The organism is Alteromonas gracilis (genome assembly GCF_036870955.2).
In the GTDB taxonomy this organism is placed as follows: Bacteria; Pseudomonadota; Gammaproteobacteria; order Enterobacterales; family Alteromonadaceae; genus Alteromonas; species Alteromonas gracilis_A.
Genome location: NZ_CP145482.2, coordinates 3,217,242 through 3,234,449, shown reverse-complemented (window position 1 = coordinate 3,234,449; position 17,208 = coordinate 3,217,242). Strand labels below are relative to the sequence as shown.

The following is a 17,208-nucleotide window of genomic DNA, read 5'->3' as shown; positions in this document are numbered from 1 at the left end:
ATACCTTGTCTGCGACATCAGCCCTTGATGTCATTGGTTCCTACGGTGACCCGGCGTGTCGTTTGACGACTCTCCAGCAAACTATATTGCTGTTGTTTTATAGTATCGACAAACTGCCACTCGGCTGTTGCCTCCTGTGCTGTAAAGGTCATTACCAGATACCCTCGCTGAACCAGGTTCGTGTAGTCGAGTCCATCAACCAGCAGTTCGAGAACGCCTTCAAACTGAGCTGCGGCTTCAGGTGTTGCCTGATTTAGTCCAAAGATTGCTTCCAGTCCGGGTGATGATACCGATGAGGTCGCAAACTCAACGCCTGCCTTTACGCCCGGCGCAACAGGATTAGCTGCATCGGTAACCAAATTGTTTGCCCAAGCATTATGGGTGTCACCAGCTAGGACCACAAGGTTCTTATTGAAGGTAGCCGCAGTACCCAACAGCACTTCGCGTTCGTAAGCGTAGCCATCCCAGGCGTCTAGATTGTAAGGGATAACGGTTTCTATGCGCGCACGCTCTTGAGGAGTAACAGTAGGATCACTACCAGAAGACGTCCCTTAATGGTCGCCAGCTCACCAAACAGTACGTTGGCCTGTGCAATTAATGCAGATGTATCCTGCCCAGCGTTGACCAAGGCTTCAAGCTGTCCCAATACAACCATAATCTCCGCGGGTAGCAGCATTCGCCCCATCAAAACTTGCTGCCCCAACACTTGCCAGGTTGCGGACGATGAAATCATGCTATCGGTTAACCACCCCATCTGCTGCGACCCAAGCAATGCACGGTTGGGGTCAGTTACATCAGCAACAAAGCGATCTGCATCAATGCCATCCTGAGTGACATAGTCAGTTAGTATGAGCTGGCTGTCCCGTGCAATAATCCGCGTATCTAACATGTACAGACTCACCAGGTTGCCAAAATCGAACTGCCGATAAATGGTTTCTTGATCATCCGGTGCCACCGGACGAATTGGCATCCATTCAAAGTAGGCCTGGAGCGCAGCCATTTTACGTGCTTCATAGTCACCTTCGCCGTCATCATGATTTTGCGCGCCATCGCGGTAAGCGTCGTTGGCGACTTCATGATCATCCCATACGGTTATAAAGGCGGCTTTCTGATGCAGCGACTGTAAATCAGGATCGCTTCGATAGAGCGCATAACGCTTTCGATAATCATCGAGAGAAATCGTCTCTACATCATTATCAGCGGGAATAGTTCGTCCGAGTGCTTCAGCATCTTCCGTTGCATAACCACCATTTTCATACTCGTAGATGTAATCCCCTAAATGCACGACCGCATCAAGGTCATCACGTTTAGCCGCTTCAGCATAGACATGGAAGTAACCAGCGGGATAATTAGAGCAAGAGAACACCGCGAGTTTTACCTGTTCAACTGAACCATGAGGCAAGGTTTTAAACTGGCCAACAGGCGACACCGTTGCACCAGCGCTGAAACGATAGTAGTAGGTCATCCCAGCATCTAACTGCTGGGCATCGACTTTGAGGATAAAGTCGTTCACTGCAACTACAGGCGATGCACCGTTACGTACGATATTGGTAAAGTTAGCATCAGTTGCAATTTCCCAGACAACGGCCACGGCAATTACACCAGCATCCCTTGGCGTTGCGCGGGTCCAGATAATCGCGCTTGACGGTGTGGGATCTCCACTGGCGACACCGTGTGTAAAATCGGCTTCTGGGGGCACGTAGGGGTCTTGGTTGGGGCCATTGTCGCTGCTATCTGAAAAACAGCCTGACAGACCCGTCGACACAACAACGGTTCCGAAACCTGCCATAGAGCCTTTAAGAAAGCTTCGTCTTGTTAGTTTCATAGCATACCTTTTTTATTGTTATTTCCATGTTTTTTCGTTTCATATAGCAAAGTACCCGTCACACAGAGAACCACTACTTCGCAACGCCTATTAACACCTTCAAATGCTGCGATTGGTGAGGTGTATAATCGAGGTGCTTTCAGCAAAATAGTCGGTGAATACACTCGCTTGTATGGCAAAGATTAATTGTTCCCTGTTAATGGCTAGGGTAGCCAAATAGCACTCTTAATTTTTCTTTTAGAGAGTTTGATGCTTTGAGCTTTTGCTTCATCACCGAGAGCTGCTTAAAATTTGTGCTCACAGGGTTGTCTTTTGGCAGTTCGCCAATAATTCCATACTTGATGATTAGGGATTTATCTTCTGGCGCAAAGGTACCAAACAACTTATCCCAGATAATTAACACGCCCGCGTAGTTTTTATCGATGTAGGGCTTGTTAGTTGCGTGATGAATACGATGATGAGTTGGCGTATTGAAAATGCTTTCAAACCAGCCTAGATTGCCGATAGTCTGAGTGTGCACAAAAAACTGATAAGCTAAGTTAATTGCCACAATGGCAAAGACTAAACTTGGCGAGAAACCAACCAAGATCATCGGTAACCAAAATAGCCACATACCCACAATCGGATACAATACACTTTGCCTAAAAGCGGTAGTAAAGTTCATATGTGTCGAACTATGATGCACCACATGGGCAAGCCAAAACCAATGAATGTTATGTGATGCTCGATGAAACCAATAATACAGAAAATCTTGTAAAATAAAGCCGACAAACAAGGACACAGCCGTAAGCTTGATATCAAACAATGCAAATTGATGGAGCCAGTTAAACATCGGCATGAGCAACAGTAAAAAAATCGCATCAGATCCTTGATGCAAAAGCGCAAGTGCGGTGTTGTTAATGCTGTCTTTTATATCGTAATGCTTACGTGCCTTGATAAACTCTACAGCAACACAAAAAATAAAAATTGGGCTCAACCCCAACAAAATTAGCTCAGCGGAGATCATACATAGCTCCTAATTTCGCTAAGCATTTGCGAATGTCATTAGAAAGTAACTTGCGCAAAACAAAGCTCGGCAAATACCAAGGTGATTGGCATTTAATGGTGTAATTAACCGTTGTAGCGTGATGTTGGGCCTGAAACGAAATAACTCCTAAATGATGCTTTACCGGAAAATTATTTATGACCCGATAGCGAATTTCCTGGGGTGTTGCGGCAATTATTTCTTCTAAAAACGACACGCCAAGAATAGATACTTGCCTGACACAGCCTTTACCACCTTTAGGTTCATTACTATTTTGCTCTTTCACCACGTCAAATTTTGCATTAAATAATTGATGTAAGTTGTGGTGATCAGTCAACGTAGTAAAAAGTTGTTCTGGCGTTGCCCCTATCGTTTTTTGATAACTAACTGAAATCATAACACTGCTGTTTATTTGCGACTTATCGCAGCTTAATTTGACTTTGTATCTTTATCTTGCGCTAATACGTCATGAGTTTTGTTATTTTGCGACAGTGTTATGGCCTCAGTTTCGATTGCATATTTACACAGTGTTTCGAGTTATCTAAATGAACTCGATATAACGCCTCCAGCAAGCAACTATGTTGAAAATGCTGGGCGTATAGCAATGGAAGACTACATTAATTTACTTAATTTAGGCGCTGAGTTGAGTGGACAAAGCTTATTCGGTTTTGAGCTAGGTAAGCGTATTCAGGCAAAAGATTATGGAGTATTAGGATATCTCGTTGAAAGTTGTGAAAACCTCTCGCAAGCAATTGATGCACTAATACGCTTTGACTCGCTGGTGGCAGATATTGGGGATACACATGTTCATCCTTTGGCGAATCAAGTTAAGCTTGATTGGGTTCCAAAGAGCACCAACTGCAAACAAATGGTGCTGCGAAATACCACAGCATGGGTTGAAACCGTACGAAAAATTTTAGGTGAATCGTATAGGCCTGACGAAATCACTTTTGCTTTTGAATTAACGTCTGATGAGCTAACACTCCTAACCGATTGGTTTAGCTGTAACGTGATCGTTCGTGCCAAAACGAACAGCATTATTTTTTCAAAAGCGTTACTGTCTATCCCCTTTACAAGTGAAAATAGAGCGATGTTTAGGGCGTTAATTGAAGTAACAGAGAATGAGTTACAAGCACGCACTACGCACAGAGATATTAAAGAACAGGTAACCTTGTTGTTAAAAGCAAAAGCGACTCTACGCCAGTGCAATCAAACTCGTATCGCGGCGGCACTTTTTGTTAGCCCAAGAACTCTTCAGCGGAAATTAAAACAACAAGATGTCTCATTTATGGAGTTACTAAACCTAGAGCGTCAATCGCGAGTTGATTTCTTGCTCACCCAATACAGTATTGCTGAAACCGCGCTTGAGTTAGGTTTTCAAGAGCAGTCTTCATTTACTCATGCCTTTAAAAAGTGGCGTGGCATTACGCCACTTAGATATCAGCAGTCGTTGCGTTAAACGTAAAGGGTATATTGCAGGTTAAATAGCAACTCATCCACCTTCGTTATCGCGCTCATTTGCTCAGACGAGCTATCACTTCTTTCATTGCTTTGTCATTTGCGGCAACGAGTGGGCCTTGCTGCACAAAAGTTTCATTAAGCGGTGTCGCCGACACCACAGCAAACTGAGTAGGTTCACCTTGCGCGTTTAAAAATTCTGCGTCAAGCGTGTGCTCATTCGCTTCAAGGGTTATAGATTCACCTTTAGCAAGAGCGATTTCAGCGCCATTGATGTGTATTGTCAGCGCGCCAGATACCGCGTAAATCCAGCTATTACTTTGTGCCTTTGCGTGATAGCCAAAACGCCCTGACTCTAACAGTTTGCCGTCTAATATGGTCATTGGCACGCTAGGGGAAACCGCGCTTTGTAAATGCAGGTATTCTCCTAACACTACTCTTACTCTGGCACTGTCTTTTGTGATAACTGGCATGTCACTGGCTTTAACATGCATGGTTTCGGGGGCGTCGTTTTTTTGCGCGTTTGGGATGTTTACAAACATCTGTAAACCGTGTGCAGTCCCACCTTCGCGCGGGCGTTCGTCGTGAACTGCGCTAGCGCCTGATTTTAACCAATAAAGATCACCAGGCAACATATCAAAGTCATTGCCTAATGAATCGGTATTGTGGAATTTACCCTGGCTATCTTCAAATAATAGGGTTACGGCTGAGAGTCCCGCGTGTGGATGTGCACCGAACGTGGGTGCGTGCATGTGATAGTGATCAACCATAATAAGCGGGTCAAAGCCCGATTGAAACGCGTGATGTCTAAATGACAGGGCGTTAAAGCCTTGCCCCACGCTAAAAGGCGTACCTGCAACAGGTTGGCTTACATTGCTGTTCATAACTAGTGGATTGTTGTTACCTTCTGTAGTGCGCATCATATTGCCCTCGTTTAATGTCTACGCATTAACAATAGTGGTGTTTATTGTTTTAAAAAATAGTCAAAAAATGAAAATACTGTTCTAATATTGAAACAATGGTGATGGCATAAATGTGGCAAGTACTTGGCAAAAACATGGCGCTAGTGTATGGCGGTTGGGTTTGATGGATGATCGATTTAAACGACTATATCTATTTCGTTTACGTGGTAGAAAGTAAGGGCTTTTCCCAAGCCGCACAGCGCATGGGCGCGCCAAAATCGAAAGTAAGCAGGCACATCAAGCGCTTAGAAGAGAGGTTGGAGACAAAGCTTATACAGCGCACCACAAGGCAGTTTGCCGTGACCGCGGAAGGCCGAGCGTTTTATAGCGAGGCCAAAAAAGTGATGCACGCCATGGAGTCGGCAGAAAACGTTTTTAATAATCAATCTGAGGAACTCAGAGGCACTATCAACGTAAGCAGCTCGTTTGGTGTGTCGACCTTTTTGCTTTCACATATCATTAATGAGTTTATGGCCCTGCATCCACATGTGGATATTTGTCAGCATGCGTCAAACGACTATGTTGACTTAATCTCTACAGGCTTGGATATCGCGGTACGGGGCCATGTAGAAAATTTACCTGACTCATCATTAATTCAAAAGTCGCTGGCTACCGTTCAGTGGAGCTTGTTTGCAAGCCCACAATTTTTATCTCAAGTATCGTCTATTGTGCAGCCGTCTGACTTACGCGGTGTTAGAGCGCTTAGCTTTGGTTGGAAAAATCAAAAGCGTGAGTGGTCGTTACGCAAAGCATCAGGCGAAAAGGAAGACGTATTATACAGTCCACGCTTGATATCAGACGATATGAATACGCTTAAAATGGTATGTAAACAAGGCCGTGGGGTGGTGTCGCTACCTGCGTATATTTGTCAGCGTGATATAGAAGAAGGAACGCTGACGAACGTGCTACCACAGTGGTACACACAACGGGCGTCCCTTTCAATTTTATTGCCTTCTCGCACCTAGGTGTTGCAAAGCAAGTGTCTGCATTTATTGCATTTTTGCAGTCTCGGGCAAGCACACTGGTTAACATAAAATAATTAGCGTTAAATGATTAGCGTTTAAACAATTAACGTTTAAACAGCCATACTACCGCCTGTTCAAATTCATCAGTCCAAAACGCTTCGTTATGCTCTTGGTTTTCGACCACATGGGAAAACAGGTTGGCTTTTGTTAGCCCTTTGTCGGTGAGCTCCTCGGTCATGCGAATGGCATAAGGCACCATAGACTCACCTTCTTTTCCGCCCACAGTAATGAAAAAACGGTTTTCGTTAGGGATAACTGCATCATCAGTGAAGGTGAAAACGTCTTTACTAAACCAGTAAGAAGGAGAAAATATGCCCGCTTTACCAAAGATGCCAGGATGTTTTAGTGCCGCATAATGCGTCATTAAGCCGCCCATCGAACTGCCTATCATGGCGGTGTTTTGGGCATCGGTAAGTGTACGATAGGTGTTATCAATGTAAGGTTTAACGGTGTTGGTGATAAACGCCAAGTACTGGGCACCTTCGGCATTTCCAAAGCGCTTGTGTGGCCATGGGGAAAGCTCATTCATTCGATGCTCGCCGCCGTTATCAATGCCTACTACAATAAAATTAAGGTTCTGGGATGCTGAGAGTTTATTTAGCGTTTCATCCACATGCCACTCACCAGCGTAAGAGGTTTTATCGTCAAAAAGGTTTTGCCCATCGTGCATATAAATAACGGGGTAGCGTGCGTGACTTTGTTGATAGTTGGGCGGTAAATAAATACGAACTTTTCTTTCGCGGCCCAAGCTTTCAATAGTGAATGTCTTCTCTATGATTGCTGTGTTGCTTGCTGTCCCTGACGCTGGTAAATCAGACGCCTCAATTCCAGAGGCCGATTGAGACACTGATAGAGGCGTAACATCAGCACTCGCATTGCCTGCAAATATAAAAAATGCCGCGGCGGCAAGGCGGAAACCTTTGTAAATGGGCATTGCGCGGCGCTGGTAGGCACCGCTTGACAAACCTAGTGGCAGTTCGTGATTTAGCACTGACTTTTTCATTCCTTTTTACGCTTTTTATGAACATCCTTGTTCGAGTGTAACCTATTTAGTGAGGGCTTGCTCAGCTAAGCGATAGGGTAATCACAAGTCGCAGTGGTCCTCCTGAACTAAAGCTATCTAGGCTATTAAATGGATAACAGGTCACCAGATACACATAAAAGCCGCTAGTTGCGACAGGTAGAGGCCCTTTGCTGGAGTCGTAGACTTGCTTATCTGCCACGCGATAGGGCAACCATCTGCCATCAAGTAACTGTAGCTGCATCATATCACCCAGCTCCACGTGTTTAAGAAAAGCGAAATGTGTGTCCTTATGACCACCAATGACAGTAATGCCTTTTCCTAATAAGGCGGAATCTGAATGGCGGCCAGGACCAAAGGCTAGTGCGTTGCCTTGTGCGCCTTCCAATATGTACAGGTCAGTTTCACTATTTGGATGCATTAACCTTCCAACTGGCCAGGTATCTGCCCACGTCCACGGTTTCTCTATGGTTTGCGAGTCTATGCTGTCTTGCCATGCATTCTTTATTAAGATTTGAGCAAGTTCAGCCTTGACGCTTATCCAAAGCGCCTGGCCAAAACTTAACGCCGATACACCTATTAGCAAAATGGCGATATAACGTTTAATCATGTCGCATTTCTCGTTTTTGTCTTGCGTGTTTTTGACGTTGTCGGGAGGCGCGTTATTAGCATAAAACCCTTTAAACTCAAATAAGCAACCAGAGCAAGAATGCCAACAAATAAGTGTGCGTTTATACTCAAGCAGCAGTTTGTGGAAAACTCACCGCGCGCATTTGCATTCCCTCTGGCATAGCATTTTTCAGCACTTCCGAGGTTGCAGTATGGTTTTTGGGGCGAGAGATACGCTCTTCTATAGCAACAAAGCTCGTATAGGCGGTTATTAACTTATGGGGAAGTGCGACGTTTAGAATGTCTTTTTTCACTAGTGCCTCGTCTCTTCCCAACATTTTTTCATCCATCAGTGCCGCCACTTTTTTGCGAGCCCATGCTGTGGCTACTCCTTTGTGTTCAGTTTTTGATGTGGTAATTGGCGGGATGGAAATAGCACGAGACCACGGGTAAGTGTTCCCGTCATTTCCTTTGATATTACCGGATAGGGTTATTTCACCACTAAGCGGGACATTTCGCGGGGCATCTTGCACAGCTTTAAGGTTGATGAGAAGTGGCTCGGCAGCGTATAAGTCGGGCACGCGTTTTGGAAATATCTCAGCCGACTGCTGCAAATGCGGGGGAAGGGTAAGCGTTAGGTTTCGAAGTACAGGGCTTTCGAGCTTGTGAAAGAGGCGCTGCATTTCGTATTGAATATCGTCGCTATCTCCAACAAACACATAACTTCCTTTTCCAAACTGCGCGGCCCGTGTCATAAAGTAACTGTTAGGCGCACTGCCAATACCTACCGTAAATAGTCGCGCAGACCCAAGGTCTTGTTTAATCTGGGCAAATAACGATGCCTCGTTGCCAACAGCACCGTCGGTAATAAACACAACCTGCCTTAGATAGTTTTCATCGGATGGAGCGTTAAGGGCTTCCTTGAGCGCGCCCGCCATTTCCGTACCGCCATTGGCAGACAAACGTGAAACAAAGCCAGACGCGTAGCGTTTGTGTTGAAGGTCGGCAGGCTGAGCGCGTTGAAAAAGCAGTGAGTAGTTACTATTAAACGCAATGACATTGAATTTGTCTTTTGCATCTAAACGTTCGATTGCCATTAGCAAACTAGACTTAGCATCTTCTATTGGTCTTCCGCCCATAGAGCCTGAGGTATCGATAACAAAAGTGACATCGCGAGCAAAGTCATGCTGCGCCGATGCGCTAACTTGGGGAGGCATCAGCATCACCATGGCATAGTCACTATCTTCAAACCTTTCCGTAAACGCTGCAGCACGCGGAGTGACCGCAGGAGCGACACGCCATAAAAGTAAGATGTCTTGGTTCGTGCGCGTTTGATTGTTGCGCAAGCTAATTGTTGTTACACCTGCATTATCTTGTCGCGTTATATCGTGGTAGCGGCTGTCGATTCGCTCGATTGGAATGCCAATATCTAACGACGCATTGAACGACAAGTGATGGGTGTTGCGAGCATTGTCAGCGTCAAACATAAAAGGGGTTATTTGGTCGGCGTCAGGCACTTCGATGGTGGGCATTGCCCAGCCACTCGATAAGGCTGACATGCTTTCACTTTCCTTTAATTCACTTGCTTCTAATTCATTTAATGATACCTGCTGTAGAACACTGCCAGGGATATAGCGAGGCGTTAGCGTAGTCGGCAAGTGAAAAGAGAACTCACCGTCTCGGTAGCTGACCTCCTGTATGTACTTAAGGGTAATTGTGACGCTCTCATTCGGGGCAATGTTAGCAATGCGCTGGGTAAAAAGGTTAGGCCGCTGCTGCTCAGTCAAACTCGCCTTTTTTCCTGCTTTAAGTGCGCTTTCATAAGCTTTCTTCGCTTCGGCCCTTGGCTTTATATGGCCACGAATGACACGTTCGCCAATTACCATTTCCATATCATTTACGGCGGCTTTCTCGTTCAGTGGAAAGGTATAAATGGCATGTTTCCACGTATCACTATTGTTGGTGAAAACTTGCTTATACGTGACATGCGCTATCATGCCATTGACCGAGAGTTTGATATCGGTGTGCAGTAACAGGGCTTGCGAACTGCTTCCATCATCGTTTTGCATAAGCAGTTCACCTGCGTCAGCCCGCGCGACAGGGCTTAATAGCACGCCTAACAAGAAGCACAGCAACCCCACTAAGAACAATGTGATATGTGGCGTAGTGTTTTTTTTTCTTGGTTGGTTGAACCAAGGTTTTTGCTCGCGGTACGGATCAAAGATTTCTCGTTTTGGGGTTTTTGAAAATAACATGGGATATCACAGTGTAAGCAAAGGGTATTGCTATTAACGCCAATAAATAAGGCGCTATGCGGTGATAACTTATGGCAAGGTGGTGGAGAATTATGTCGAAGAAAGGTTTTCGAGTTGGGTTACAAGTTCACTGAATTTGGTTCTACCCACAGGCACACTCGCACCTGATTTAAGATGAGCTATATATTTAGCGCCTGATTTTTGTGAAACGTTTGATACTTCGTGCAATGAAATAGCGTAAGAACGATGCACTCTTACAAAGGTGTTTGGCAATATCTGCATAAGTTTATCGAGATGTTTATCATGTAAGATAACGTCACCGTTTTGCATTGTGATTTCGCTGTAGTGCCCAGCTGCTTGCACAAATTGAATGTCGTTAATATTGATAAAGTGAACGCTGTTTTGTTTCTTGTATGAAAGTTGCTTGCATTGCCCTTTATAGTTTTTGTCTGTATAGCGCTTAAGCGCTTTATCGATGCGCTCTTGAGTAAAGGGTTTTCCGACAAAGTCCAATACACCTAGCTCGAAGGCTTCAAGTGCTCGGTCTGTGTTAGCAGACACAACGATAGTATGAAACGGCTGCGCAAGCTGCTCATTCAGTAAGGTGAAGCCATCTTTGCCATGAAGATTTAAATCGAGAAACAATATATCAGCAGGCTGGGTCGCTAAATTGTCTTGTGCATCGTCTAGGTTACTAAATTGACGAATTGTGGCCTTGTTTTGCGTACTCTCGCTTATAAATCGACGAAGCCGCCTTGCAACCATAGGTTCGTCTTCTACCAGTACAATTTGCATTAGAGTTCTGCCTTTTGGTTGGTATCTATTTCACTTCCTGCCGGAAGGCTGATTACTACTGACCATGCATCGGGCCTGACGATTTCCTCAAATTCCCAAGCGTCTGAATACGCTTCGCGAAGTCTGGCCTTGATATACTTGTTCCCTACACCGGTATTTAGGCCTCGAGTGCTAGGGCTGCTATTACCTTCACCATGTTCATTTGTAAGAGTGCTGCGCTTTGATGTAAATGTATAGGTTGCCATTTTTTTACTATTGTCCGCTGTACTAGTGTTCACCTTGCATGACAACGCAAATGTGTAGGCTTGAGAGTCGTAATAATTATGGCTAAATGCATTTTCAATAAGCGTTAGTATGATGCCGGGTGGAATAGAGTGCTGCGGGTCCACATCGATGGTCTCCAATGTGAAAGTGGCGTCGAAGCGATAGCCCATTATTTTTAGGTGAGTTTCACATAGGGCCAGTTCTTGGGCGAGTGTTACGAGCGATTGGCTGCTTAGCTGCGCCATCTGTCGAAATTCTTGAGCTAACGCTTGAATAAAAATCACAGCTTCTTTTGGAGCAGTGTCTACCCATTCTTCAATTGCCGTTAGCGTGTTTAAAATAAAATGGGGCTGAAGCTGCTTTTTGACAAGCTCCAGCTCGAGCCTTTGGGTCGTTAACATAGATTGCGTTAGCGCTTTTTGGCGTTCAGTCTGCGTTTGATTGAGCACCATAAGCATTAATAAGGCTAGGCCTATGAACGACACAAAAAAGTACTGATCCATAAAGGAATAGCGGCTCAGCAGTACCGGTGATACAAATATCATTAACCCTGTTGTCATGATCCACGCATGCTGCTTTTTAGCAATTAAGCTGGCTACACAAACAATGAAGCTGCTTGCTAGCCCAACACTGAATAAGATAAAACTGCGATAATCATAGCCCCCGACAAAAAGCATAACCGCACCACAAGACAGAGCAATTATCGCAAGACAAATCAGGGATATGCGCTTGCTAAAACCAAATAAGGCAACAAAAAACATAGGCAGCAGAAGGCTTATGGCTAATGTTAGCCACAATACAACTTCCATTCTAAACACGTGCCATTGATAGGTATAGCCAAAAAGCCCTCTCCAAGATTCAGCAACAATGAGGCACATTAGTGCCACACTCAGTCCACTAAACCACAGGTAACTGACATTTTTAAGCGAGGAGAAATACACCATAAATGAGTACAGAGATACGAGCAGTAAGGCACTTAGCATCATCATAGGTAGGCGCACTCGCTCTTCGTTAATGTTGACGAGGCGAACATACTGATCGGCTAATACCCAGACACCACTATAAGACAGGTTTTTGGGCCGATGCTGGCTGCTAAAACGCATCATAACCGTATTGGTGCCAGGCTGAATGAGATGCGGTGGAAGCAAAAAGACACTGTCGATGTCTCCGGGTATTTCTTCATAACCAGCATGAGCGGGTTGGCCGTTTGAACCGATGAATTCTTGGTTAAAATAGACGGTATATGCACCAAGTACCGAAATTAACAAACCAGTTGCGTCCATAGGTTGTGACATAGGGTCATCTATATTGGTTATTTTCGCACCTGCGTCTTCCAGCGGATTATCAAAGTCCAATGTGAATTTTAACCAAATGGGGGTGTCAGATAACGCGAGACTCTTTATGGATTGGGCTTGCCAGTTTGCACTGTCAGACGGTAAAGCGGTTTGATCTGATTGCAATACAAAAAACGAAGAGGGCTCAACAAGCGTCTGCAGTGCTGGTTTGTGCATAAGTACGAGGCCCCAAATGACAAACGCCATGAGTGCTAAATAAAACCAGTTAACTATTCGCACAAAAAGGGATACCTATGGGTTTTAGTGTCGTGGAGCGCGACAACATTCTATAAAACAAAAAACGTACTAACAGATGGCTACCTTACACAGTTTTCTTGCGCTATTGAAGCGTCCTTGGTGCCGTTGGGGATGTCTGGATGCCGTTTGGGAATTGATGACAAAATCGCTGTGTACTTCTGGTTAAGGTATGAACTACTTTACGAGGAGATACAACGATGACACTCATTAAAACGCTAGTTTTTGGTGCAACCTTCGCACTTTCAGGTTTTCAAATAGCCGCAATTAACCATGCTGCTGCTGAGGAGTCAGCTTTAGCGTCACCATCAGGTTTACATATTACTCAAGATAAGCTCGATAAGCTGTTAAAAGAACATAAACTCCCTGGCGTGAGTCTAGCGGTTATCGACAATTATGAGGTGGTACTTAAGGCAACAAGTGGCGAAAAGCGTTTCGGTTCTGGTGAACTAATTGACGATGATACGGCCTTTTCTACCGCGTCAATTTCTAAACCGGTAACCGCATTGCTGGTGGCCATGTTGGAAGAGCAGGGAAGGTTATCTATCGATGATCCTGTTGCCAAATATCTTAAGCGCTGGACTTTGAATACCAATGACTTTCCAGAGCCTGACGCCATTACGTTTCGACGCTTGTTGAGTCATACCGCAGGGACAACGCAAGGCGGGTTTGCCGATTATTATGACGGTGACGATGTACCAACGGCGATAGATAGTCTAAACGGCGTAAAGGTTCCACGCTATGACAAACCCATTAGCTTGAAGTTCGAGCCAGGTACTAGTTGGGAGTATAGCGGCGGTGGCTATGTCATCGTACAAATTGCGCTTGAGGATCTAACGGGAAAGTCGTTGCCTGAACTTGCTGAGTCCATGTTGTTCAAGCCGCTAGGTATGACTCGAACAACCATGTATCAGCCTAACCACAAGGCGTTTCTTACCAATGTAGCCAATGTTCATCACAATGACTTAACGGTGATAGGTGCAGGGTTGCCAATATGTCCACAAATAGCGCCGTCGGGAATGTGGAGTACGCCGAGTGATATGGCAACCTTAATCATCGAAATGCAAAAAGCATTAGCTGGTAAGCAAACCAATGTCATTACTCAGAATGTAGCTAAAGCAACAACACAAATTCAAACGTTACATACCACAGGCGGTTGGGGCTTAGGCTGGATGCGAGTTGAGGCAAAAGGCAATATAGACTGGTTCTCTCATGGCGGTTCTAATACAGGCACGGGAGGTCATATCATGGGGTCGATGGAAGGGGGCGTGGCATTGCAATATTCGGTAATGGCGGAAACCCGTCGCGTATACCCGTTATTGAAACCCTAACAGCAGATGTATTGGCTCAATTGAATTGGGAAAAACCTATTACGCCAGCAGACAGTCAGCAGGCATTGAAGGCGCGACAGGCTATGGTGGGGACGTATGACCTAATATTTGACCAAAAGCTGTCAATTGAAGAGCAGGATGGAAAGCTCATCTACAATGGTCGCCTAATGCTTTGGAGCGACAAGACCCAAGGTGAGTTAGTGCATGTCGGCAACGGTAAATATGCCGCAGACGGGTATGCTAATTTATTGAGTATTGAGGTACTTGGAGACAAAAAACGTATTGTGGTAAGCCGAGAAGGCAGCGACGAAATTTCATATTTCCCAATGTCTTCAGCGCCAAAGTAATAACTAAGCGCTCCTTTTAAATCATTCGCTATTTTTGGCGCCGAGTTCTTACTCGGCATTTTTTATTTATTTTTAATAATCCAAAGACGTTTTATCAAAAAAGTCCGCTATGATTAAATAATGTGCAGCGGTTTTTATAAGGTTATGATGGAAGGGAGTGGATTGATGCATTTGTGCAAAGGAACCCTTACATGACAGAGTTTTACAGTGTGCTAATGACAATGAACGCAGTGTGCGCCATTAGTATTTTGCTGTCGGGTATAGACAAACAACGACCTTATTTTGTAGTACTGGCCTTACTTAACGTCATCCTCTTTTTATTCCACTGGTGCTCATTGTCATTGCACAGTGCTACTAGCGTCGATGACGCCGTGTTCATTAGCAAGCTGCACCTTTTGTGTATTATCTTAGGCCATCCGTTTTTAATTCTTGTATTGGGCTTATGGACTAGGTTTAAGTATGTCAATGCGCTCTTCTACACGTGGTGTCTGCTTTCACTACCGTTGCTTTTTATCAATATATTCTCAGACTTTTCTATTCGCTACGGTGAAAATGTCGAGCTCGTCTCCTACCAGACAGTCTTTGGAGATTATGCCTCGGTTTTAAAAGGTGAAGGGGGAGCTTACTTTCCACTTATTCATTTGAGCTACGGTTTGTCTTCTCTATTTATGATGTACTGCGTAGTTCGCTTTTTTAAGCAAAAGCAAACGTATTTGTTTGGAGCCTTACTGCTTACTATTGCCCTTCAATTTGGATCCAGTGTTGTGGGCTTTCAAATAGATCAGCAAAACCTGAATTGGGTCTATGTGGGCGGCGTGCCTTCTACTGTATTGTCTTTACTTGTTCTAGGCATGATAAGCCGTGGGTTCAAAGAAAAATCGAATGAATTAGTAAAGGAGTTTGAACAAAAAAGTGCGCTTCAGCATGTGTTTGCTGAGCTTGCACAGATATCCAATGAAGATGGGCAGCATGCGTTTTATGAAGAAAGTGTAGAGCTATTAACCCGCTATACCAAAGCTGACTATGTGCTGTTTGGTTTGGTCGACGCCAACGATGACCAAAAGATTGTGACCAAGGTTGCCTTTAAGGGTGGAGTTCGAATAGAAAACTTTGCTTACGATAGAAAAGGTACACCTTGCGAAAACGTCTTATCTATTGATGCCTGCGTGCATCAATCTCATGTCGCTGACGATTATCCTGATGACGCATTTTTGCGTGAAGAAGGCATTGAAGCCTATATTGGATACCCTATTGTCGGAAGCAAGCAGTGCACGATTGGCGTTCTGGTATTACTTTATAAAACGCCGCTACAAAACGATGCCACTGTTAAAACGGTTACCGATGTATTTGCCACAAGAATCAGCGCTGAGATTAGACGGCAAATACTTCAAGATGAATTAAGGGCAACGGCCTACATTGACTATTTAACGCGTTTGCCTAACCGCATCAAGCTACTGAGGTTTATCAATAACATCCGTTCGCGTTTTTACACCGACCATAATCAAGCGCTACTCATGCTATTTGATATTGACCACTTCGGTGAGGTAAATCGCAAATATGGCTACGACGTGGGCGACAGAGTATTGAAGGTGTTGGGTGACAGATTACAAAGCTACTCAAATGAGGGGGTTTTTATTTCACGCTGCGGCGGGGATGAGTTTGCCGTTGTGATACCTGACATAAAAGCTGATATTGCTAAAGTTACCAACGTTCACTGGACCGCTATTCAAGCTATTGTCAGCAAAACGTGCGAAATAGGTAATAGAAGAATAAACATAAATTGCACGATGGGAGCCGTTGTATTTCCGTCCCAATTGGATTCCAGTTTTGACGTTATTGGCGCGGCAGAGCAGGCAATGATGGTGTCAAAAGAGCAAGGTCGAGGCCGCTTTTCTTTCTTTGACCCAGCCTTGCTTATGGATGTAGAGCATGCCCGTGAGCTTGAGGCTGATTTATTGGCGGCATTACAAAGCGAAGACGGTCTCGATGTTTTCTATCAACCTAAAGTGAATCGCGACGGCGACATTGTTGGCGCTGAAGCACTGGTACGCTGGTTTAGTAAAAAGCGAGGCTTCGTTTCTCCCGCTGAGTTTATTCCGGTGGCAGAAGAAACCGGCGTCATCCACATGCTAGGGAAGTGGGTGGTAGAGCGCGTACTTGATGATATGGCAAGATGGCAATCTACAGGGTTGAACGTAGTGCCAGTAGCCATTAATGCCACGGCATCTCAATTTGAAGACAGTGAATTTATTCAGCACCTAATGACGTCAATTGAGTCGCGCGAAATATCACCTAGTCTCATTGAACTTGAACTTACTGAGTCTGGCTTGTTAACTGAGCGCCATAAAGCCATTGCGACGTTGAATGCGCTTAGAAGTTTTGGCATTGCGGTGGCGCTAGATGATTTTGGGACTGGCTATTCATCGCTTTCGTACCTTAGCGAGTTGCCGTTGGATGTACTTAAAATTGATAAATCATTTGTAGATGGTCTTCATGACGAACGCAATAGAGAACTGGTGAAATCAATAATTGCGATAAGTAAGGCAATGGATTTAACGAACGTTGCTGAAGGAACAGAAACGCTTGAGCAAGTCGAACTAATGGCATCTTATGGATGCACACTATTTCAAGGGTATTACTTCAGTAAACCGTTAGCTAAAAAAGACTTTGAAGCATGGCTGTCAGGCGCTGCATAAATTCAAT

At 44.7% G+C, this 17,208-nt stretch carries 13 protein-coding genes and 1 pseudogene; 5 read left to right on the top strand and 9 right to left on the bottom strand.

Features of this window, described 5'->3' with window-relative positions; genetic code table 11:
• Positions 1-17: 17 nt before the first annotated feature.
• From V6N89_RS15635 to V6N89_RS15625, 3 genes and pseudogenes are all read right to left on the bottom strand, one after another.
• A pseudogene (locus V6N89_RS15635) lies at positions 18-1,825 on the bottom strand (alkaline phosphatase D family protein).
• 196 nt (positions 1,826-2,021) lie between these two features.
• Positions 2,022-2,831, bottom strand: a complete 810-nt coding sequence (locus V6N89_RS15630; RefSeq protein ID WP_338518366.1) for a sterol desaturase family protein — start codon at positions 2,829-2,831, stop codon at positions 2,022-2,024.
• Positions 2,818-3,246 (bottom strand): SRPBCC family protein, encoded by a 429-nt coding sequence (locus tag V6N89_RS15625; protein ID WP_338518365.1) that lies wholly within the window; start codon positions 3,244-3,246, stop codon positions 2,818-2,820. The genes V6N89_RS15630 and V6N89_RS15625 overlap by 14 nt, the downstream gene beginning before the upstream one ends.
• Before the next feature lie 99 nt (positions 3,247-3,345).
• Here V6N89_RS15625 and V6N89_RS15620 point away from each other — a divergent pair, with 99 nt between their 5' ends.
• Positions 3,346-4,308: an AraC family transcriptional regulator gene (locus V6N89_RS15620; protein ID WP_338518364.1), complete on the top strand. Its 963-nt coding sequence runs from the start codon at positions 3,346-3,348 to the stop codon at positions 4,306-4,308.
• Positions 4,309-4,363: 55 nt separating this feature from the next.
• Here the strand turns inward: V6N89_RS15620 and V6N89_RS15615 are convergent, their stop codons facing one another.
• Complete coding sequence (locus V6N89_RS15615) at positions 4,364-5,230, bottom strand: pirin family protein (RefSeq protein ID WP_346992926.1); 867 nt, start codon at positions 5,228-5,230, stop codon at positions 4,364-4,366.
• 167 nt (positions 5,231-5,397) lie between these two features.
• On the opposite strand from V6N89_RS15615, the gene V6N89_RS15610 reads away from it, so the two are divergent.
• Positions 5,398-6,234, top strand: coding sequence for a LysR substrate-binding domain-containing protein (locus V6N89_RS15610; RefSeq protein WP_346992925.1), 837 nt, complete (start codon positions 5,398-5,400; stop codon positions 6,232-6,234).
• 103 nt (positions 6,235-6,337) lie between these two features.
• Here the strand turns inward: V6N89_RS15610 and V6N89_RS15605 are convergent, their stop codons facing one another.
• The 5 genes from V6N89_RS15605 to V6N89_RS15585 all read right to left on the bottom strand — a co-directional run bounded on the left by V6N89_RS15605 (position 6,338) and on the right by V6N89_RS15585 (position 12,812).
• On the bottom strand, positions 6,338-7,297 hold the full coding sequence (locus V6N89_RS15605; protein ID WP_338518360.1) for an alpha/beta hydrolase: 960 nt from the start codon (positions 7,295-7,297) through the stop codon (positions 6,338-6,340).
• Positions 7,298-7,358: 61 nt separating this feature from the next.
• Positions 7,359-7,925: a class GN sortase gene (locus V6N89_RS15600; protein WP_338518359.1), complete on the bottom strand. Its 567-nt coding sequence runs from the start codon at positions 7,923-7,925 to the stop codon at positions 7,359-7,361.
• 127 nt (positions 7,926-8,052) lie between these two features.
• Complete coding sequence (locus V6N89_RS15595; RefSeq protein WP_346992924.1) at positions 8,053-10,179, bottom strand: marine proteobacterial sortase target protein; 2,127 nt, start codon at positions 10,177-10,179, stop codon at positions 8,053-8,055.
• Positions 10,180-10,269: 90 nt separating this feature from the next.
• On the bottom strand, positions 10,270-10,974 hold the full coding sequence (locus V6N89_RS15590) for a LytR/AlgR family response regulator transcription factor (RefSeq protein WP_338518357.1): 705 nt from the start codon (positions 10,972-10,974) through the stop codon (positions 10,270-10,272).
• A complete protein-coding gene (locus V6N89_RS15585; RefSeq protein WP_346992923.1) occupies positions 10,974-12,812 on the bottom strand; it encodes a sensor histidine kinase in 1,839 nt (612 codons plus the stop codon). Before V6N89_RS15585 ends, V6N89_RS15590 begins: the two co-directional genes overlap by 1 nt.
• 215 nt (positions 12,813-13,027) lie before the next feature.
• On the opposite strand from V6N89_RS15585, the gene V6N89_RS15580 reads away from it, so the two are divergent.
• The 3 genes from V6N89_RS15580 to V6N89_RS15570 all read left to right on the top strand — a co-directional run bounded on the left by V6N89_RS15580 (position 13,028) and on the right by V6N89_RS15570 (position 17,201).
• Positions 13,028-14,158, top strand: coding sequence for a serine hydrolase domain-containing protein (locus V6N89_RS15580; RefSeq protein ID WP_346992922.1), 1,131 nt, complete (start codon positions 13,028-13,030; stop codon positions 14,156-14,158).
• Between the two features lie 11 nt (positions 14,159-14,169).
• On the top strand, positions 14,170-14,505 hold the full coding sequence (locus V6N89_RS15575; protein WP_346992921.1) for a hypothetical protein: 336 nt from the start codon (positions 14,170-14,172) through the stop codon (positions 14,503-14,505).
• Between the two features lie 191 nt (positions 14,506-14,696).
• Positions 14,697-17,201, top strand: coding sequence for a sensor domain-containing phosphodiesterase (locus tag V6N89_RS15570; RefSeq protein WP_346992920.1), 2,505 nt, complete (start codon positions 14,697-14,699; stop codon positions 17,199-17,201).
• Positions 17,202-17,208 lie beyond the last annotated feature (7 nt).